Genomic DNA, 19,325 nt, shown 5'->3' on the forward strand with positions numbered 1-19,325 from the left:
CCAAGCGAACTGTTGATCGTCGAAGGAGCTGAACCAGCCGTTCTATTTACTCCGGGGTACGGCAGCGCTTGCATTCTTTGAGTGACAAACGGCGCCAAGGTGCCATCGTAATCAAGCATTAGGACAGACCGAGGGTTGACTGCTAAAGTATCCCACCATCGATCGAAAGACAAAGCGACCCATGACTCAGGGGGTGACGATCTTTTCTCCTGGGAGATGCGCTTTTGTTTTTGGATTATCTGCAAGCGAGCCATGTGACCCTGCGATCGCTCCGCATAAACAATGTCTGCCAACAGGCCCAGACTAAAGTCTCCCCCACGTCCAAGCCTGGCCGCCGCGTACAAATTCCGTTCGAAGAGATCGCGCACTTCGCAGACAGGGAAGATCAGCAGGGGTTCTTCCGTCGCCAGCTTTTTTCCCAGAGATGAGCCGCCGGGTACTTGTTTATACTTCGGTTCGCTTCAAAAGGTAGTCAAGTCCACAAACACGGTACCATCGATACCCGTACGGCTCCAGAAGCACGCGGTGGCGGCCATCCTGCTCAGGATGACTATGGTCGTCTGATAGCAGATTGACCAATGAGCATCCGCTCTCATCGGGCCCGTCTACCGCCATTCGGATCTCAATCGGTTCGCTTGAAGTGTTGTGCACACAGAGCACCGCATTCTTCCTCCAATCGTAGCGCATTGCAACGACTGAAGTTGACCGAGCATTGAGGAACTTGAAGTCCCCCCAACCGATCTCAGGCACTTCCTTGCGCATCCGAATCATTCGTTCCATCCAGTTCAGCAAAGAGTTCGGATCGCGCCTTTGCTGTGCCACGTTCACGTGCTGGAATCCATACGCCCCTTCGCTGATGACAGGAAGCACTGGTTTGTCGTTCTTGGTGAAACCGCCTTGCGGCTCTGTCGACCACTGCATGGGGGTACGCGCGCTGTTACGTTCCGAAAGTCTTAAATTCTCGCCCATAGCTATTTCATCCCCATAACGAATGACTGGCGTTCCTGGCAGTGTCAGCATCAGGCTATAGGCAAGTTCTAATCGTCGCCGATCTCCCTGGAGCATAGGGGCAAGGCGCCTGCGAATACCGCGGCCATACAACTGCATGTTTGACTCGGGTGCAAAGGCCGCGAAGACCGTTTCTCTCTGCTCATCTTCAAGCCGCCCGAGGTCCAGTTCATCGTGGTTGCGCAAAAAACTTCCCCACTGAGCTGACGCCGGCCGCTTGCTGGTCGCCTTCACTGCCTTAACCAAGGGTCGAGTGTCGCTGCTCGCCAAGGCATAGAAGAGATTCTGATTCACTTCAAAGTTGAACATCATTTGCAGACGTTCGCCGTCTTTCCCAAAATATTCCATGTCCGTATCCGGCAGAACGTTCGCTTCTGCGAGGATGATCGCCTCCCCCTGTCTCCAGGTTAGAAACTGGCTGAACGTTCGCAGCATGTCATATTGTTCCGCTGGCTTCTTCAGGTGGGCGCCCTTCTCTGCAATGACGAAGGGAACCGCATCCATACGAAAGCCGGAGACACCGAGTTGGAGCCAGAACCCCATGATTTTCAGGATCTCGGCTTGCACTTCAGGATTCGCGGTATTGAGATCTGGCTGAAAATCGTAGAAGCGATGGAAGTAATATTCTCTCGCTGCATCGTCGTAGGTCCACGTCGACTTCTGTACACCCGGGAAGACTACGCCTGATGATGCATTTTTTGGCTTTTTCTTCGACCAAACATACCAGTTTCGATACTTCGAGACAGGCTCCTTTCGCGCATCCTGAAACCACGCGTGCTCATTTGATGTGTGATTCACCACCAGGTCGATCAACACTCGCAGACCTCGCTGCTTGCAGCCTTGAGTGAATTCCACAAAATCACCCAGCGTGCCGTAGCGTGGATCGACACCGTAATAGTCCGCGATATCATAGCCATCGTCCTTGAAGGGAGAAGGCTGAAACGGCATCAGCCAGATGGCTGTCACACCGATGCCTTGCAGGTAGTCCAATCTGCGCATCAGACCTTGGAAGTCGCCGACTCCATCGCCGTTCGCATCCATGAAGGTCGCAACGGACAGACAATAGATGACTGCATTCTTGTACCAGAGATCGTTAATCATCGGACAGATCCACTTCGCAAAATTGAGAGATGGGAGCAATGTTGGGATGCAGGAAACAAGCTGCTGGCAACGCGCGGTGATCTACGAAGTATATCCACGTTGCTTTCAAGATGCGAACGGCGATGGAGTCGCAACCCCCGGTGAATTCTGAACCGTCTCAATTACCTAGTTGATTTGGGCATCGACCCCATGTGGATTTCGGCCATTTACCCGTCCCCGATGGCAGACTTCAATTACGCCGTTGGTGACTATTGCAACGTTGATCCACTCTTCGGCGAAGATGCGCAGGTAATTTGCTCCGGCCGATCTTTCCAATCTCGTCCAGAGTGAAGCCTGTCTTCAACATCGCATCGACAACCAGGGCAGGCGTACGTACAGGGGCTTTAGCCGGCCTCTTTGTGGACCCGGCAGCTGCAGGCGCTCCACAATATTTCTGGAGATGCGGCGACGTTCGTTGCACCGCATGGGAGTACAGACGGACGCTCTTTCAAGCTGGGCAACAAGCCTCGAGTTCCACAGCGGTCAGAAGGACGCATGATGGAGGATACTGTTGGCGACTCCATCACCACTCGCGGCAATAGGCGATCCAATTGGAGACACCCCCATATTCATGTGCTTGAGTTGCTATGCTCAGGAGCAAGCACCATCTACAAGCCTTGTCACTTTCATACGCTCGGATGCCAGGCCAATTGATGCAATCATCGCGACGGCACTCCAGACTCATATACCGATAGGCATAGCTGTGGGCGCGAGCAAGGCATAGCTGTGGGCGAGCACCAGCAAACTCTGTGTGAGTCAGTTTATACGTTCGGAATCCAAGCCGAAACCGCAGGAGACTCGCTAGTAAAGTCGCTAACGGGGACCGGTTATACAGTTCGGGATGAGCAAGGTGTGCTTGTGGTCATCGCATCCGATTTAACTGCCTTTCAGCAGGATTTGTTAAGACACCATTTTGGTAGCTTCTCTGTGCAGAGAGGAACGACCATGGCGGGAATCGGCGCTCAGCTGACCGGAGCGCTATGGCTTAGCAGTGGACTTGCATCGGGCGTCGGCGGCTCCACGCTTTATTCCCTCTCGGCTAGTAAATACAAGCTAGATGACATCGGAGCATCTACGACGGAAGAGATAGCGAATAGGATCGTGTCATTGCCACCCTAAGGAATGTGGATGTTCAAAGCAATATATACCAGTGGAGCGTGCGAAGTGTGGTGTGTGGTGCAGCAACTCTCCTAGGCCAGGCAGAAGGTGGAGCATCGGGACAGCCCTGCTTAAGCGTCGATCGGTGAGATGTTTTGTCGAAGTAGCTTGTCTTGCAGCAGGGCTCGTAGGTGCAACCATGCCACCCCGATCGAGGTTCGATGAGTGCCTACGCCTGTTCTCGTCAGTTACGGATGGCGGATTGGCTCCGAGAAGCCTGGCTTCCCCTTCCGACTGAGCTCTTGCTTCGCAACACGTGAGCAGACTATTTGACTCTGATGACCATAGTGCGCGAACCGAAAGTGGGGCATCCTACTAAGTGAGGGAGGACATTAGCAAAATGGCGGTAATGGGAACACAAGTGTTATTCATTTCTGGCTTCGGTCCCATCGATCCCGACAGCGCTGAGAGTCGTGCGTTGTACCGGGACAGTCTGGGCATTTCTTTTATGGAGGATGCTGGCGGCTATCTCCATACGGGCGCACTTAAAGGCGCTAAACATTTCGCGCTCTGGCCCCTTTCACAGGCAGCTCAATCCTGCTTCGGCAGCGTCTCTTGGCCTGACAGCGTTCCCGTTCCGCAGGCATGGCTGGAATTCGAGGTGGACAACGTTGAGAAAGCTACAGAGGATCTGGAATCGCGGGGCTATCAGATGCTAATCAAGAACAAAACGGAACCATGGGGTCAGACGGTAAGCCGATTTCTCTCCCCGGAAGGCCTCTTGGTCGGTCTAACGCTAACGCCTGCATTGCGAGAAGACGACTGATCCTCTGTGGGAGAGGGGATGGTTTCGGTTGGCGCCCAATCGCCGAAGCACTCATCGACAATAATCACGATGAACACTTCCTTCGGGCCGGAGAGGTGGGGCAGCGAGCGGAAAAGACATGATGGGCCTGTCTGAATGCGTGATCCTGCAAGAGAAATCTGGTTGCGGAGTTGGGCTGTCTGTCGGTCAGGCTTTCTGGCAAGTCCGATGAGACGACGACAACTAGCTCTGCGACACGACGCCACATATTTCTAAGTGACAGGCCCCGTACATTAGGGGTGGTTGGGGCAGTGTTCGACTTCGCGGGAAGATTGCGAAACCGGTCGATTCCCTTAGAAGTGACGACCCATACATCGCCCTCCTTGTCCTGATAAAAGTGCTGCACTGCATCGCTTGAAAGGCCATCCGAACTACCAAAGTGATCTGCTTCCCCGTTGTAGACCCGGTAGATGCCTTGGCCCACTGTCCCAACCCAGAGCGCTTTGTTCGATCGAGAAACAACGAAGAGAACAACAGGGTTTCTGGATCGATTGGTTTTTCCAACGACAGCTCGGTACTGAAAGACACAGTAATTCTTGAGGGGCAGTAAAACTTGTGCAGCTGAATGTTACTTGTTTTTCGGAAATAGCTGCTCTAAGGGCTTTCCGATACTCTTCACTGACGCCAACCAAACCGGTCCGGCTCGCTAAAAGTTGGCCCGGAGTAGCGATGGCTTAACGCGTGCACGTCGCATCCTTGCCTTGCCATCCGCTTCCGCCCGAACCGAGTCGATAGCTCTTTCCTCATAGCCGCCAACCTTTCCGTGGCTAACCGGTCCTTGCGCGCTATCCGGGGAGCGACCAACGGAGGTGTCACCGCCATCAAGACCGCCCCGAACGCGATGCAACCCATTAGCGCGATCCAGAGAACAGGCCGAGCGATTGGATTGGTTATGGAGAATGCTCGTCCCGTTAAACCCGCCGACCAGCGCCAAGACAAGGACCGCCAATGTCGCGATAACGATTACAATCCCCGCGTAAGAGTTGGCTATTCCGTCGTCGGAGGGCCACATGGCCTGACTGGCACACATCCCGAGGAAAGAGCCAACTGTGGCTGCGACGACAACGCTGAGCCACCGCCGATTTGCGACGAGTGTCGCGAAGAGCGCCATCAGTGCAATCAGCCCAAGAAGTATCCAGCGGGAAAACTCCAAACTTTGCTCGCGGGACACCGGCCACCAGCACCAGGCCGAGCCTACCGCGGTCAAAGCAATCACGACATTATCTCGCGTCATGAGCGTTACTCAAGCGCAAGATAGCAGACATCACCATGAATCTCTGTAACGAGCAGAAGGCGCTCAGCGCTTCAACTATCGACAAAATGATGAACGGGCGGAAAACCAGAAAACAGCTGATCGGCGACTAAGAGCAGACGCAACGAGGCTCGCGATCGTTGCCTGTTGCTGTCGATGTTCCGCCATGCATCTCACCGCCTCAACGCTGGAAGTTAATTTCGACACATACAGGTGCGGTAACAGCGTTCCCCCCGAGATTGGCTGGCTTAAATCGATATTATTTGACAGCACTAATGGCATTTTCGTCGAAAGCGGGCCCAAGTGAACGTGCGACATGCACCTGTTGCGGCATCCCGTTAGTGTCCAGGGGCAAAGCAACGGTCACGATTCCGGAGAATTCCCGATCAGGGATCCCTAAGGGAAATTTAGGGGCCACTGAGTGAATGACTTTTGGCGGAGAAATGGAACCCACGTCTGGCTGTTGAACCTTTAAATCCGAGATCAAGGTTGAATGATAATCGTGGGAATCCAAGAAGCTCGGTGGCAATCATCTAAAGGCGATTGAGCCTGGAGGGTGGCATTGTCCAAACAGCTCAGCAGAAAGGCGAGTGTCATTCCCAGCAGTGCGACATTCCGCGGACGTCTCAAACTCAAAGCGGAGTGAAAGTTCGGCATAGGGTGTTAAGCCCTGTTCTCGACAGCTGACATAAAACTACGTGAATACTAGGGAACTCGCTCTATTCGCTGCGCAACGACTTCACGGGTTCGGTGGCGGCTGCACGGCGGGCCGGGATCCAGGCTGACCTATCTGCATTCGACGAATCCAGCGCAAGTGCTTAGAAACACGAGACCGGTTGATCGTCGGCGTACGGTTTATAACGATTGGCGTGAGAACCCCCACTTCCTAGAGTTAGTCTTCATCCAGTTCGAAGAACAACTTAGAAAGACTGACCCATATCGCAGTGTTGGGAACCTCGAGCCTCTCGCTGGCAATCCAGGATGAGCCGACACACTGACGCCCAGTCCTTGACCCTGGATCAATAATCCATACTGCCGGCGTTCCCATGTTTAGGTAATCTGCGGGTCGTATTTGAGTGTCTGTGTAGGTGTCGTCTGTCGAAAGGATTTCAACGATGAGGATCGGCGGATCGACAATGATCTCAGGCTGAGGACCGCGCGGCACCAGCATGACATCAGGAATTCTCACTCGCGTTGAAGACACCTGAACGCGTTGCTCGGTGGCAACCTTCACCGACCAAATCTTTTCCTGGGAGTGGAACCAGCTTGCCAGGAGCGCTTGTATTCGTGCTTGGTCCCACTTCCCCACATTTCGCTCCAACAACTCGCCGTCTACAAACTCATGATCAGGACGATAGTGCGCGTGCATGTATTCAAGCAACGAGATGTGTGTTGCGGCTGCCATTCTCTCGCTCCGGTGCGGCAAGTTTACCATCAGAAAACTTCTTTATTGGGGTTTGCAGTAGAGCTTCCTACAAACCCAGGTGTCATTGACGGCGACCGCAATCTTTTGCTCCGATCCTAGGTAGCGTTCGGTGGTCTGGATCGACGAGTGGCCGAGCAGGAACTTGATCTGCTCAAGATCGCCGCCCGACTTGCGGCACAACTTCGCACAGGTACGGCGCAGGTCATGGGCGCCGAAGTTTGGAATGCCGATCTCCTTGGCACACCGTTCGACGACCGACCAGACCGACCAATCGCCGAGTGCCACCTTGCCCGGCTTGCCGGACTTCGAGACCGACCGGAGCAGAGGCCCATCCTGAATGTCAGCGGCCGCGGTCCAGCGGTCGATGCTCTGCTTCACCCCGAAGGGCACGGTCACCGTACGGACGCGCCTTCCCTTCCCCACCAGGTCACCGATTACCGCCCGGCCCTCGCGCTCAACGATGTTCTCAAACTGGAGCACGGCCAGCTCCTGACGGCGTAGTCCGCAGCCGAGCAGGAGGGCCAGAAGAGCATGGTCGCGCTTGCCGATCAGCTTCTCCTGGTCAGGCACCGCGAGCAGCTCTTTCGCCTGGTCCCGGCTGAGCCAGTTTCCCGTCCGGGTCCCCTGCTGGCGAACATTGGGGACATCGGTGATCGAAGCCGCGGTCTCAGAGTCGAGGATCGCATTGCGCCGGGCCTCGGCGGCCAGCTGGCGGATCCCCGAGAGCTGGACATTAATCGTAGACGCCGAGAGACCCCGCTCGACGAGCTGGGCCCGGTAAGCGACCAGGCTCGAGCGCGAGAGCGGTTCTTCGATCAAATCCAGAAACTTTCCCAGCTCGTCGAAGGCCACACCCGGCTGTAACAGCGCTGCAGAGACCGCGGGCCCAGATCGAGCTCAACCCGCAGCGGCAGAAGAACACCCGCTGCCGGGAACGTCCGACTTCCTTTCCCGGGCTCGAGAGGGGCTAGCCGGGAGACAAGGGGGAGCTGGTTTGAGGTCATGGTCCGGCCAGCCGGCTGCGGGAACCCCTGGCAGGGTCGAAACCGAGCTGGCCGAGGCAAAAGCTGGAATTCTGCCATGAAAGCAGTATCGCCAATGACAATAGGCATTGTCGTGGGTAATTTCAGTGACTACTGTGCAGCCTCCGTGGGCACTCATGGAGTATCATGTTTCCCAGTGGGAGAGCGACTAATTGCTTATTCATCAATAGCTTATGCCCTTCCCGCGCAGCTGGCTCCCGCGAATCCGCTCGATCGTAGTAGCAGTCGAAGACTGTCCCGCAGAGCATTTGGATCGTGAGGCGATTGCTTAAGTCTTTGCCCTCAAGCGCCGCGCAGCCCTCTCGCTGATGAAAGAGATTGGCCCTATTCGGCTCCGCACCGGTCGTGGGTTCTGCCAGGCGAGAAGCTAATCCTCTTCCTCCAAGCCCAGGCCAAGGAGGCGGAGGTCGAGCCGGCCCGCAAAGAACGCTTGACCCATGTCCTTGCTCGTTGCTGACACTTCCCTGCACTCAATGGCTTGGCCGGCTGAGGATTCGAAAATGCATCCCACCATTGAGGAGAATCCATCATGAAAACACTCGCTTGGATCATTGCCGGTGTCGGCCTCGGTTTGGCCGCCTATTTTGTTTTGAACCAACCTGGTCCGCAGTTTGCGACCGGCTATGACGATATTGAAGATGCAGCAGGGAAGACCGCGTTCTGGGGATCTAAGCAGAGAGTCAAGGGGATCGGCCGGGGTTTGCGCGGAAAGCTGAAAGAAGGTGTGGGTCGTGCCACCGGCGATGAGCAGCTCGAAACTGAGGGTGTTGTGGATCAAGTCGCGGGACCCGTCCAAGACGCAGCTGGTCAAGCTGCTCATGCTGTCGCGGACACCATTCACGAACTCAATCGCTGAGCACCGGGTAGAGATGGCTGACCCATCGAACTTCCTCAGCCCAGAGGAAGAATGGGATGGCTATCTTGTTCCACGAACGACAGCCACTGCCGCGTTACTGAGGTATTCGGAAGCCAAGATGCATTTAACGTTCTGACTCATTCTCCGGAATTCTTCGAGCAATAGAAAAGGCGCCCACTTGGGGCGCCTTCTGGGAAGCAACTGCAGGCTTAAGTTATTGAATTACTCGCACGGCAAATGTCGGTGTGCTGTTAGGAGTTATGGGGGAGCCGGTGGTATTGCAGACCGGAACGGTTACGGTTCCCGCCCCCGGAACGCCTGATTGCAATGCGGCCGCGTAGACCCCAGCGCTGGCATTGGTCGAGAGTACCTGTCCTAGAATTTGCGAGCGTGCGCGAACTGGTATGGTGGCCCCTATATCGTGACCCTTGCCTGCAAACGTGGTGGAATTAACAAAATAGTCATTGGCGACGGTTGGGCCGTCGAACGCCACATTGGCGGTCGTAGCTATAGCTATCTGCGCCGTCCCGGTTGTTCCGCACCCAGAGACGCACACACCGGAGATATTTCCATAATCCGAGGTGAACGCTGTTCGGACGGATCCGTTAGGCTGGATGACCGCCAGTTCATTGGCCGCAGTACCCAGAGTGGAGTTGGTAAAGGAAGTCGGCTGGCTATCCAGCGAGCTGATGTACGCCGTATCCCAATGAAGCCCTATATTCAGCGGAGTAAGGGAGTTAGGCGTTGCAGTAACAGTCTCCCCAAGCTGAAGCTGTGGAACCGTAGCCGTCAGGCTTTTGCAGGTCCCGGCTGGAATTGGTGCACTTGAAAGCGCCGTCGTAGTGCCTCTCAGCGGCATTGAGTTTTGCAAGACAAGCGGAGTCCATGGATACCACACTCCGTTACCTTGGTTGCGATACCAGACTTTATTCATCCCAACATTGAAGGACGCCTGGGCGAATATCTGGGTGCGATATCCACTGGGAACGCTTACGCCGGAACACAAAACCTGCAGTTGATAGAGCAGTGTGTTACCGGTTGGGACCGTTATCGCTGGACCGTTTATCGGCGAAGCGCCTTCAAAAAATCCGCATCCTGGCCCAGTATTGAGATCGAATCCACTACCCAGCGGGGCCGCCTGAAGGGATTGAATTCCCACGTTTGTTACGTTAGGGATGAACGTAGGCTGAAACCCGCCAGCATCTAGAAAGTGCTCGACGGCCGCACCAGGCGCTATAGAATTAGGGGTGGTCTCTGGACCCCAGTTGAAATCTCCATTGAAGGTGAAGATATTGGAGGAATTGGTTAGGTCGAATAAGTAACCTCCGGTTCCGTTATCCTCTCCAGTGAAATGGAGCTCGTTTAAGTAGAACTCCGCATTTCCGCTCATCATGAAGACGGTTGACCCGGCACCACCCTTGTTTACGGTCGCTCGAAACGTGGTGTTGTACATGTAAACCCCACTCTCCCAGGAGAAGGCCGTTTGTGCGCCAGTGGGATTTGCACCAATATCCATGAACCGGTTGTAGCCAAATGACGCGGTAGGTAGATACGGAGATGTGGGTGACGCCGTAAACCTCCACCCGATTTTGCAGCCATAGAGGGTCGATACGTTATCGAATTCATTTCTCTCGGTCCACCACCACAAGTCGTGCATGTGGACACATGCACCGCCAGAGCCCGCGCCATCCAAGTTGACATTGCGAACTACTAGACCCTGCGCGTCCTTAGTGTAGAGAATGTCCTGCCCTGCCGCGCCGGTTCCCGTGATTGTGAAGTCCCGGAACGTGGTATTTTGCCCCGACGTGGAGTGTGGATTAGGTCCCCCGGTGGGGTTGCCAGGGCAGCTCATCCCGCCAGGGCAGCCAGCCGATGAGTCGAACGTTAGACAAGCCGAGCCAGCGGATGGCTCGCAGGTGAAGCTGCTGGCGTTCGTTCCCTGTCCAATGATACTGGTGCCGGGCCCGACGACGACGCCTGTCGACCACGTCGCCATTGACGGTTCTTCGCTCGTGTTCGGCACGATAATCCAAGCACCCCTGTAGCCGACAGAGTTAACAGGAACGGTCGCCTGGCATGCGTTGATCTTGGCTCCTATATCCGCGCCGGGACAATGGTCCGCATAGTAAATACCGCCAATGTTTGGCGCAGCTAGCGGTCCCGTCAGCGTTCCCCCAGTAAACGGCAAATATGCGCCGGCCGAACCTTGAACCATGAGCAGCCACGCGCTCGGCGAAGATACTGGAATTTTGTCAATGTTTCCGGATACGCTCGATGCATAGAGTGCACCTAGGTAGGTAATGTACTGGCCCTTGCTGTAAACCGTGGTGGACTGCCAAGGACCTTGAAACTCATTCTGCAGAGCGCCTATAGCCCTATCGATAATGCCAAAATTCCCGTTGGCCTGGATGCTCCAGTTCAATTCTCCATAAGGGGGCAGCACGAGGTTGATGTTTGGCGTATAGCTTTGCGCGGTCGCAAATAGTGGCCACAGAAATACAAACAAGAGGAGCTTTCGCATGTAGGTCCTTTGCGGTGGAAGGGCCGTAATCCGGCTTTCGCGCTTTTTTTTGTTGTTGAATTTAGATACATGCCCCGCAGAGCGAAGTTACCGGAAATCCCGTGTTTGAGGGTCGAACCGATTCAAACCAGGCAGCCACAGATGGATTTAGATGACTAAGGATCGGCGTATCTCTTATCGGAGGCCTGTTCAAAACCGGGTAGGAGCCGGGCTTTCCCGTGGAACAAATGATACTGGTCAAAGGTGAAAACATTCATCTGCGTTTCGAAAGGTCCCCAAGTGTTGAATTCGACATTCCACTGAAGAAGCGCAGGAACGGAGCGACTTCTCGCGATATTGACGTTGCGAAGGGTGACAATGTACTTCTCGTCGTCTATTTCGACAGGTCCATAACTGACCATTGTGTCTGATCGTCTCTCTGGAACGAAGCCGGGCAATTCAGCTTCTGTCTATATGCGGATTATCGCGCCCGTCCCAGGGTCGACAACACATTCTCCGTGCGAATCAGCTGCAAATCTCACCTAATTCCGTACCTTGAAGCCTTTACCAGGGTCGACCCGCCTCAGCGGACATCGCCTTCTGTATCACCGCATACGGCAATGGAATGACGTACGACCGGATCGAACGTGCCTTGGAAGACGACTTTCTAGCACCAGATTCCAGCCCCTCCAAACGAGCCGCCTACAACCGAAGAATTATAGACAACGCCAGAAGATGGATCGAGCGACAGGATTCGAGCGTCATACTCGCCTTTGTCGTTCTCCCGCCGCGCGGCGAGGATGATGACGCTGTTCGTTTTCTGTGCGGTTTTGGCTACTGCGACTTACGCCATGAGAAAAGTCTGTTGAAGGGGAAGGCTCCCTTCCGGTTTGTCTCTCTGTCGGCGTTCAGCGTGCCGCTCTCAGTACACCCACGCCCTTCGGACGCACGCTCTCCTTCCAAGAATCCGCTCTCGCGCCTCTAAAGAGGTGCGGACTCCTCCCCCCATAGCAAGTCTGGGGCCCCTTCCTCAGATTCTTTCCACTCGCCGAGGGAGTGGGTCGCGACGGCATACCCTCCGCAGACAGCGGTCACGAACCAAAAGGAACGGGACCTAAACACCATGTTCAACAAGGTCATTCTCATCGGCCGACTCGGACAGAACGCAGAAGCCAAAACCGCCCAGAACAAGAACGAGTACGTCATCCTCTCGATCGCCACCCAGGAGAGCTGGAAGAACGAGAAAGGCGAGTACGACACCCGCACCGAATGGCATCGCGTCTATGCCTGGAGGAATCTCGCCAAGTTCGCCAGCAACCTCCAGAAAGGGCAGCTGATCAGCGTAGAGGGGAAGTTGAAATACCGCGAGGTCGAAAGCGACGATCCAGCCGACGGGGCCGACGACGAGTAGTTGCCAGCCAGAGGTGGACGGGCAAACAGCTCGTCCACCTCGAACTTAATCCACAGATGTGTTCGCCTTTTTCACTATGGCCAGACTGTGGTTTACTCGACATGATGAAGCAAAACATGGAAAGTCTACGATCAAAGATTGGTCACATTGCTCAGGGATGCCGCCTGCGTCACGAGGGCGGCCAATGCTGATGAATGGACCCCTTTCTGTCTCGGCAGAGCTGTTGCTCAACTCTAGGAAAATATGATGAGTAAGAAGATTATTGTCTGTGCGGATGGCACGTGGAACACGCCACATGGTCCGGCCGAGATGAGGACCGATACAAACGTCCGCAAGCTCTATATGCTCCTCCGAGAAGACCCGTCGCAGCTAAAGTATTACGACAGTGGCGTGGGAACCGATGGCACTCCGTTCGAACATTTTTTTGGTGGAGCCATGGGCACCGGGCTGTTTCAGAAGGTTCAAGACGGCTACGCCTTCCTTTCATACGTCTGGGATCCGGGCGACGAGATCTTTGTCTTCGGATTCAGTCGTGGAGCCTATACGGCTCGCAGTCTTGCCGGCATGATCGCCCTCTTCGGCGTCCCGACCAGGAACCTGGATAATCAGACAGTCAAACGCATCTTTGATGTTTACAGAATCGCTGACGCTAGCGAACGGAAGGCTGCAAAGGCTCCACTCGTCGGCGAATATGGTTTAACGGATGTTGATGTGCGCATGGTTGGTGTCTGGGACACAGTCGGCGCACTCGGTATTCCAGGTCATCTATTCACTGGTTTCGACCAGGACAAATACGGCTTTCTTGATACAAGCTTAAGTCCTTGTGTGAAAAATGCCTATCAAGCCGTCTCGATTGACGAACGCCGTTCTCAGTTCACTCCAACCCTTTGGACAAACGCTGATGGTAGTCCAAGAGACAACGATGCGCAGCTGCAGCAGGTTTGGTTCCCTGGGGTTCACTGCGATGTAGGAGGAAGCTATTCAGAGTGCGAGCTTTCCAACATAACCTTGCGTTGGATGGTCGACAACGCGAGGTCTTGTGGGCTGCAGTTCAATGAGAGCGAGCTTGAAAAATGTCTCGCGCCAAAGCCCTTTAATCCCTTGGGCCAGGCACACGATGAATGGAAGTTTATACCTTGGGGGCCGCCCAGACATCGCACCGTGCCTAAGAATGCGGTCCTTGCAAATACGTTGAAACTTCGGGTCGACGGCATGCAGCCACAATATAAACCGGAGAACCTGGATCAGCCGCTTGAAACTTACAAGGAAGTGCAGATCATCCCCGCTGGCGAGCTGTGACTGAGGGGAGCTTCACACCAACCTCTTCTGGCTCCGGTGCAAACCGTAGTAGCGACCAAAACATGGCTGGGAAAGAGGTCGCCTTGTTATGCTGCAAGCACGGCATTCACCCCAATTCCTATCGCTTGCCCGCTCAGGCAGCAGGCGACACACGATGCGGCGGAGCCATGCGGCGCCCAGCCCAGTTCGACCGTCACTCCTATAGAGATTCCTGTTTTGGCCTACGGTGCTTGATGTCCGGGATAACCCGACGCAGAAAGTTTCCGAACAACGGTACGGTAAAGCGAGGACCCCTGCTTTCGTGATCGGGCGGAAGAGCGCGCCTTCGGTGATCCCGTACGCCTGGGGCCAGGCGTCGATGCGGCTCTTCACCCCGGCCGGTATGGTCACGGTCCGGACCCGGCCTCCCTTGCCTGCCATGTCGGGCAGCACCCAGCGGCCCTCCCGCTGCTGCAGGTCCTTCACATCGATCCGGAGCAATTCCGCCCGGCGCAGCCCGCAGCCGAGCAGCAGGGCGAGGACCGCCCGGTCGCGAGTTCCGCTCAGGGTCTTCGGGCTGGGAGCGTTGAGCAGATCGTTGGCCTGCTCCTTCATCAGCCAGTTCCCTGCCCGGTTTGCCGCGCTTCTGAATTCCGGGTACGCGCTCGATGGCTGCGGCCGCGACTGGATCGAGCAGCTGATTGTCGGCCATCTCGCGGGCGAGCTTACGGAGTGGCGAGAGCCGGAGGTTGACGGTCGAAGCCGAAAGCCCCTGGTCGAGGAGTGTGGACCGGTACTGCTGGACTAAAGCCTTGGTAAAGGCCGGCCCGCCCCGGAGATCCGGATCCAGGTGAAGAAGGCCCTAAGACCGGTCGTATAAGACCGCCGGGAGTGCTCCGAGGTCACGCCATTGACCACCAGATCGATCAGGAAGGCCTCTGAGGCTGATTCCCTGCGGGTTGGAGTTTGATCTCGAGTTCGGCGGTCATTCAGGAGAAAGTAGCACGATAGGGCGGCTTGTCGGTGCGATTTTGGGGTCTTCTAGGATTCCCTCTTAACCATTCTTGGCAGATGTGCCAAGAATCCCGGTATCCTGAAGCCAGCAAAACGAGGAGGTTTTAGTGGCCCGACCGGTGAAATGGTCTCGCGATCTCTACTCCATTCGCGAGCGCGCCGCGAACGCCCGGACCGAGACCTGGGGCGCCTGGACATCGAACGACTCTTCGGCGTCGTCCGCGCCTCCGCCCAAAGCTTGATGAAGGCCATCGGCGAAGTGCAGCCGGTTGGCGGGGCTCACTTCGTCGAGCGTACTTCCCTGCTCGGCTTTCTTGACGCGATGATTGCCGCGGAGGACTTCGACGAGGCCTTCCGCTCCCGCATGCGGGAGGCCGATGCACCCCTGTCTACCACACCGTTGAAGGTGAGCTTGCCTGCCAATCTTCGCACCGTGATGCTGCGCGACCTTCCCCCCAATATCTCGCTCACTCCCGGCAGATTGGAGATCATCGCCAACTCCTCGGTCGCAATGCTGGAGAGCTCGTCCAACAGCCCACCGCTGTTCGCTATAACTGGTCCACCTCTGCCGCCGCCGCAACGCTATTCGAGAGCGCCGGCCTGCCTGCAGACCGAAGGGTTGGCAACTCCTTACTCGGCTTGAATCTCGACGACTGCCACGGAGTATGGATCGACATCGACGGAAAAGTTCTTGGCATATGGTATGGATTTGGTCAGTGGTGTAAATATATCTGGACGGTCGAATGAAGCCGTGGCATTCACCGGGGCCGCAATCGTGTACAGCTTTGCTTTTGCTCGTTCCGGTAAGTTCTGACCCTGGAGATGAACCAGCAGCGTATTGCGCCTTGGACCGTAATTCACAGTCTTGATCACTACGCGCATACCATCCGCGCTGGCCGTAGCGATCGCGTCCATGGCCCCCTCTGTCCAGCCGCTCGGTATTGCCGTGGAGATCTTGTCGAATAACTGGCTTCGATCCGGGACGTCTTCAAAACTTCCCATCGCGGATGCGAGATAGCGTTCAGCGTAATGCTCACGAAAGAGCCTTTCGACGGGATAACTACCCCCAGGGAACCACGTCACATGGTTGTGATAGATCGACGATGTCCATTTTGGATCGTCGGTCGTATTCCGCATCAGGAGCGCCGGGCAGGTCATCGTCAACCCCGGACCTAGTTCTTCATACATGATCAAGCTGCCCGCCGCATGCAGACCTGCCCGCCAGTCGTAGGTGTGCTGAAGGCTCCATTCCAATGCCGCGACTTCGATATGAGGATGTTTCGAAGCCCGTACGTAGTCAATTAGCTTTGTCAGGTAGTTTTGTAGGCGAGGCAATCCGCTTTGGTAGTTTTCCGGCTCGTATTCGTAGTTGTGGCAACCAAGTATGTCAAAGTTGTCGCCAGCCAGGTCGACTACCTTCTCACTCCAATCCATGTCACTGGAACGCTTCTGCCCACAGGCCACAATCCTTGCTTCAGAGACTAGCTTCCGTATCTCGGTGCCGTAAAGATTTACGATTTCTGCATATTGTTCGGGAGTAAATCCATTGTTCATGGGCTCGTTGTCGATCTGAAAAAGCTTTACTCCATATGGCTCCGCATGTCCGTTCGCGGCGCGCAATCTTCCCATCTCCGATGTGGGAGCACCGTTCAGGTATCTCACCCAGTCCATCGCGTACTGCACGCTTTCCGGCTTTGTATCCGGGCACGCGAGCACGATCAGCGGCTCGCATTTGAGCTTGCTGCAAAGCCCCAGAAACTCATCGGTACCGAAACCTCCGTATCCTGAGTAGCCTCCCCAATACATGTTCGGGTGATACCCCCGAGAAGCATATGGCCCGATGCATTCCTTCCATTTGTAAGTCGAAGCATATGACCCACCAGGCCACCGAACAAAAGAAGGATGAAGGCCTTGCAGCGATTGGAACAAGTCTGGCCGGAGCTTGCCATCCCGCCGCGCATCGGCTCGCATCAACGATACGAAGTCAAGGAGCAGTGTGCCCTTTCCATTTGCAACAATTTCAACGCTTGCCTGTTCCTCTCGTCGGAAGCTGGTGAAACTGAATGGGACCTCCTGCCAATCGCTCCCGGTTATCTTTAAAGGCTGCATCGCCATCGCTTTGCCGTCCGGCCCAGTCACGCGAAGCTCTATGTCCGGCGACCCGCTCTCGAGCTTCATCCACACCCAACCGTCATACCGTACATTTTCTTCCAGAAAGACTCGCCCCTGGCGAACACCCGCATGGCCGCCAGCGATGCGAAGCCGGACACAGCGTATCCCGTTATTAAATGCAACGTCAGCAAGCTCCACCTCGCCATGATCAGCAAATGGCAGCCAATATGTCTTGAAATCTTCCCCTTCAAAGCCCGCTCCGCGAATCTGCTCGGCAAAGAGCCCATCCTCGATGGAATGGTTGATATGCTCCAGGAATTGTCCATAGATGCCATCGCTGATCGGCGTCGACACGCGATCGGTGTCGACCACCAGTACGGTTACTTGTGGTTTCCCCGATGATCCTCGATCATCAAGGGTCAAGAGCGGTGTTTCGGCAGCGCCGAGCGGTCCGGCGGCAGCAGCAGCGAGAGAGGTCAAGAAAAACTGACGTCGATTCATCCGTATGGGAAAGCTCTGGCGAAACAATAGACAGTCGGTGCTTCTTGGTAATGTATCAGCCAAACGCCTCCCGGCGGTTCTAGCCTGACCTCGCGCCGCAATTTGTGATCGGAATTTGTGGCAACGCGATAAGGAAGAAAGCCGGTTCAGCAGACTCGAAGATGCGAATCAATATTAAGCGAGCGGTGGAGAGTGTGCCCGGTGGAATGATGATCATCCCGCTGATCTGCGGCGCCGTCGTTACAACTGCCGCACCCCATCTGGCTGAAACCCTTCGGATCATTCACGGGCGCGCTGTTTACGGGCGCGCTGCCTATTCTCGCGGTTTTCTTCGTTTGCGTGGGTAGCACGATATCCATCGGTACTATCCCTCGCGCGCTTCGTCGTGGGGGAGCGCTTCTGGCGACCAAGGTTGCGCTCGGAATCTGTGCGGGCCTCCTACTCGGGAATTTGATCGGCGAACAACCCATTCGGGTTGGCTGGTTCGCCGGCGTCTCCGCGCTGGCTGTCGTCGCCGCAATCAACGACACAAACGGAGGCCTCTACATAGCTCTTATGGGGGAATTTGGAAGGCCCGAAGATGCCGGCGCCTACTCGATGATGGCGCTAGAGTCGGGACCATTTTTCACCATGGTGACTTTGGGGATCGCCGGATTGTCTGGCTTTCCCTGGCAGACCTTGGTCGGCGCAATCTTGCCGCTCGCCGCAGGTGTCACTCTTGGCAATCTTGATCCCGATCTGCGCGATTTCCTGAGCAAAGCGATGCCGGCTCTCATCCCTCCTCCTTCAATCGACGATCAGGAGTCCTCAAAAGTGGGGCAATGTAATCGCTGAGTAGAGCCAAAGGCTCGTCTCCTCCGGTCTCAGCAGTAATTAAGGCTGATGTCCGTCAAGAAAGGCACGCTACGCGGTCTCTTGAAGTCACCCGAAAGCCCATGACAACTGGTGTTGTCGTGGGTAAACGAAACGGTTGAAATAGATTTTCTTAGACTCCCGGTCCGCTTCCGATAACACTGATTTTCCCAGAACACGTTAGCGACCACCATAAGTGGTCGCCGTTGCCATGAGCCTCACCACTTTCCTACGTGAGAACCGGCATCGACGCGTAGCACCTCACCTGTAACGTTTTTTGCCGGCAAGATAGATCACGCCATCCGCAACATCCTGGGGTGACGAGATCCGGCCCATCGGCAAAGCGTCTTCAAGAAGTCTTTCGGGTTATTCGCGTGCATTGGCGTGTCCACGATGCCCGGGGCAACAGCGTTGAAGCGGATGTCCTGCTTCGCGAACTCCGCCGCGAGAGCAAGAGTCGCTGCGTTGAGCGCGCCCTTAGTGAACATAGGCACGGAATTTGGCGAATCGGCATTAGAGCTGTCGACAGAAGCTGCGGTAATACTGATGACACTACCGCCCCTGCCCTGCGTCAGCATCTGCTTGACAGCGAGTTTCGCGATATGGAAAAAGCCTTCGAGGTTGGTCGAGGTGAGTGCGCGATAATCTTCCTCGATGTACTCAAGGAAAGGCTTCCCAATGAAGATGCCGGCGTTCGCGACAAGATGGTCGATAGAGCCAAACCGCGAGATGGCCACTTCGGCCACGGCCTTCGCGGCTGCCGCTTTGCTAATGTCGCCATCCACCAAAGCCAGGTTTGGTGAACTGGCAAAAGGGGAGCCGCTTGCGTTTCGGGCTGTTGCTACGACGGCATAGCCGCGGTCCAGAAAAGATTGAACAACAGCAACCCCGATTCCTTTTGAGCCACCTGTGACGATTACGGTTCCACTGCCTGCCATTATCCACTCCGTAGGTTCTCGCATGCGGCCA

At 55.5% G+C, this 19,325-nt stretch carries 21 protein-coding genes; 10 read left to right on the forward strand and 11 right to left on the reverse strand.

Features of this window, described 5'->3' with window-relative positions:
• Nucleotides 1–444: 444 nt before the first annotated feature.
• A complete protein-coding gene (locus ACPOL_RS03835; RefSeq protein WP_114205892.1) occupies nucleotides 445–2,109 on the reverse strand; it encodes an alpha-amylase family protein in 1,665 nt (554 codons plus the stop codon).
• 189 nt (nucleotides 2,110–2,298) lie between these two features.
• On the opposite strand from ACPOL_RS03835, the gene ACPOL_RS34510 reads away from it, so the two are divergent.
• The 3 genes from ACPOL_RS34510 to ACPOL_RS03850 all read left to right on the forward strand — a co-directional run bounded on the left by ACPOL_RS34510 (nucleotide 2,299) and on the right by ACPOL_RS03850 (nucleotide 4,072).
• Nucleotides 2,299–2,439 carry an alpha-amylase family glycosyl hydrolase gene (locus tag ACPOL_RS34510; protein ID WP_236657215.1) on the forward strand — a complete coding sequence of 47 codons (141 nt, stop codon included), beginning with the start codon at nucleotides 2,299–2,301 and terminating at the stop codon, nucleotides 2,437–2,439.
• A gap of 654 nt (nucleotides 2,440–3,093) precedes the next feature.
• Entirely contained in the window at nucleotides 3,094–3,267 is a 174-nt protein-coding gene (locus tag ACPOL_RS33410; RefSeq protein WP_161557192.1) for a hypothetical protein, read from the forward strand.
• A 379-nt stretch (nucleotides 3,268–3,646) separates the two neighbouring features.
• Nucleotides 3,647–4,072, forward strand: a complete 426-nt coding sequence (locus ACPOL_RS03850; RefSeq protein WP_236657216.1) for a VOC family protein — start codon at nucleotides 3,647–3,649, stop codon at nucleotides 4,070–4,072.
• Nucleotides 4,073–4,136: 64 nt separating this feature from the next.
• Here ACPOL_RS03850 and ACPOL_RS36035 read toward each other — a convergent pair whose 3' ends face one another.
• The 5 genes from ACPOL_RS36035 to ACPOL_RS03875 all read right to left on the reverse strand — a co-directional run bounded on the left by ACPOL_RS36035 (nucleotide 4,137) and on the right by ACPOL_RS03875 (nucleotide 7,641).
• Entirely contained in the window at nucleotides 4,137–4,535 is a 399-nt protein-coding gene (locus ACPOL_RS36035; protein WP_161557193.1) for a hypothetical protein, read from the reverse strand.
• Between the two features lie 222 nt (nucleotides 4,536–4,757).
• On the reverse strand, nucleotides 4,758–5,345 hold the full coding sequence (locus tag ACPOL_RS03860; protein WP_114205896.1) for a hypothetical protein: 588 nt from the start codon (nucleotides 5,343–5,345) through the stop codon (nucleotides 4,758–4,760).
• A 277-nt stretch (nucleotides 5,346–5,622) separates the two neighbouring features.
• Nucleotides 5,623–5,817: an energy transducer TonB gene (locus ACPOL_RS36040; protein WP_414633333.1), complete on the reverse strand. Its 195-nt coding sequence runs from the start codon at nucleotides 5,815–5,817 to the stop codon at nucleotides 5,623–5,625.
• 438 nt (nucleotides 5,818–6,255) lie between these two features.
• A complete protein-coding gene (locus tag ACPOL_RS03870) occupies nucleotides 6,256–6,768 on the reverse strand; it encodes a Uma2 family endonuclease (RefSeq protein WP_114210578.1) in 513 nt (170 codons plus the stop codon).
• A 42-nt stretch (nucleotides 6,769–6,810) separates the two neighbouring features.
• A complete protein-coding gene (locus tag ACPOL_RS03875; protein ID WP_236657217.1) occupies nucleotides 6,811–7,641 on the reverse strand; it encodes a tyrosine-type recombinase/integrase in 831 nt (276 codons plus the stop codon).
• 720 nt (nucleotides 7,642–8,361) lie between these two features.
• On the opposite strand from ACPOL_RS03875, the gene ACPOL_RS03880 reads away from it, so the two are divergent.
• Nucleotides 8,362–8,688, forward strand: a complete 327-nt coding sequence (locus tag ACPOL_RS03880; protein WP_114205899.1) for a CsbD family protein — start codon at nucleotides 8,362–8,364, stop codon at nucleotides 8,686–8,688.
• Between the two features lie 214 nt (nucleotides 8,689–8,902).
• Here ACPOL_RS03880 and ACPOL_RS03885 read toward each other — a convergent pair whose 3' ends face one another.
• Nucleotides 8,903–11,209 carry a hypothetical protein gene (locus ACPOL_RS03885; RefSeq protein ID WP_114205900.1) on the reverse strand — a complete coding sequence of 769 codons (2,307 nt, stop codon included), beginning with the start codon at nucleotides 11,207–11,209 and terminating at the stop codon, nucleotides 8,903–8,905.
• Between the two features lie 155 nt (nucleotides 11,210–11,364).
• Nucleotides 11,365–11,610 carry a hypothetical protein gene (locus ACPOL_RS03890; protein WP_114205901.1) on the reverse strand — a complete coding sequence of 82 codons (246 nt, stop codon included), beginning with the start codon at nucleotides 11,608–11,610 and terminating at the stop codon, nucleotides 11,365–11,367.
• Nucleotides 11,611–12,311: 701 nt separating this feature from the next.
• Here ACPOL_RS03890 and ACPOL_RS03900 point away from each other — a divergent pair.
• Nucleotides 12,312–12,599: a single-stranded DNA-binding protein gene (locus tag ACPOL_RS03900; RefSeq protein ID WP_114205903.1), complete on the forward strand. Its 288-nt coding sequence runs from the start codon at nucleotides 12,312–12,314 to the stop codon at nucleotides 12,597–12,599.
• Between the two features lie 243 nt (nucleotides 12,600–12,842).
• On the forward strand, nucleotides 12,843–13,898 hold the full coding sequence (locus tag ACPOL_RS03905; RefSeq protein ID WP_236657218.1) for a DUF2235 domain-containing protein: 1,056 nt from the start codon (nucleotides 12,843–12,845) through the stop codon (nucleotides 13,896–13,898).
• A gap of 12 nt (nucleotides 13,899–13,910) precedes the next feature.
• On the opposite strand, the gene ACPOL_RS03910 is transcribed toward ACPOL_RS03905, so the two are convergent.
• Nucleotides 13,911–14,492 carry a tyrosine-type recombinase/integrase gene (locus tag ACPOL_RS03910; RefSeq protein ID WP_114205905.1) on the reverse strand — a complete coding sequence of 194 codons (582 nt, stop codon included), beginning with the start codon at nucleotides 14,490–14,492 and terminating at the stop codon, nucleotides 13,911–13,913.
• On the opposite strand from ACPOL_RS03910, the gene ACPOL_RS03915 reads away from it, so the two are divergent.
• Both ACPOL_RS03915 and ACPOL_RS03920 read left to right on the forward strand, forming a co-directional pair.
• The gene (locus ACPOL_RS03915) at nucleotides 14,476–14,685 is read left to right on the forward strand and encodes a hypothetical protein (protein ID WP_114205906.1); all 210 of its coding nucleotides are present in this window, start codon (nucleotides 14,476–14,478) and stop codon (nucleotides 14,683–14,685) included. The two genes, ACPOL_RS03910 and ACPOL_RS03915, sit on opposite strands and share 17 nt — an antisense overlap.
• A gap of 330 nt (nucleotides 14,686–15,015) precedes the next feature.
• Nucleotides 15,016–15,534 (forward strand): hypothetical protein, encoded by a 519-nt coding sequence (locus tag ACPOL_RS03920; RefSeq protein ID WP_114205907.1) that lies wholly within the window; start codon nucleotides 15,016–15,018, stop codon nucleotides 15,532–15,534.
• On the opposite strand, the gene ACPOL_RS03925 is transcribed toward ACPOL_RS03920, so the two are convergent.
• Nucleotides 15,522–17,504, reverse strand: a complete 1,983-nt coding sequence (locus ACPOL_RS03925; RefSeq protein ID WP_114205908.1) for an alpha-L-arabinofuranosidase C-terminal domain-containing protein — start codon at nucleotides 17,502–17,504, stop codon at nucleotides 15,522–15,524. The genes ACPOL_RS03920 and ACPOL_RS03925 overlap by 13 nt on opposite strands.
• A 161-nt stretch (nucleotides 17,505–17,665) precedes the next feature.
• Between ACPOL_RS03925 and ACPOL_RS35410 the strand changes: the two genes are divergently transcribed.
• Complete coding sequence (locus ACPOL_RS35410) at nucleotides 17,666–17,851, forward strand: 2-keto-3-deoxygluconate permease (protein ID WP_201759083.1); 186 nt, start codon at nucleotides 17,666–17,668, stop codon at nucleotides 17,849–17,851.
• Complete coding sequence (locus ACPOL_RS03930; protein WP_275066518.1) at nucleotides 17,820–18,338, forward strand: 2-keto-3-deoxygluconate permease; 519 nt, start codon at nucleotides 17,820–17,822, stop codon at nucleotides 18,336–18,338. Before ACPOL_RS35410 ends, ACPOL_RS03930 begins: the two co-directional genes overlap by 32 nt.
• Nucleotides 18,339–18,649: 311 nt before the next feature.
• On the opposite strand, the gene ACPOL_RS03935 is transcribed toward ACPOL_RS03930, so the two are convergent.
• Nucleotides 18,650–19,294, reverse strand: coding sequence for an SDR family NAD(P)-dependent oxidoreductase (locus tag ACPOL_RS03935; protein ID WP_236657219.1), 645 nt, complete (start codon nucleotides 19,292–19,294; stop codon nucleotides 18,650–18,652).
• Nucleotides 19,295–19,325 lie beyond the last annotated feature (31 nt).

Source organism: Acidisarcina polymorpha, assembly GCF_003330725.1.
Taxonomy (GTDB): Bacteria; Acidobacteriota; Terriglobia; order Terriglobales; family Acidobacteriaceae; genus Acidisarcina; species Acidisarcina polymorpha.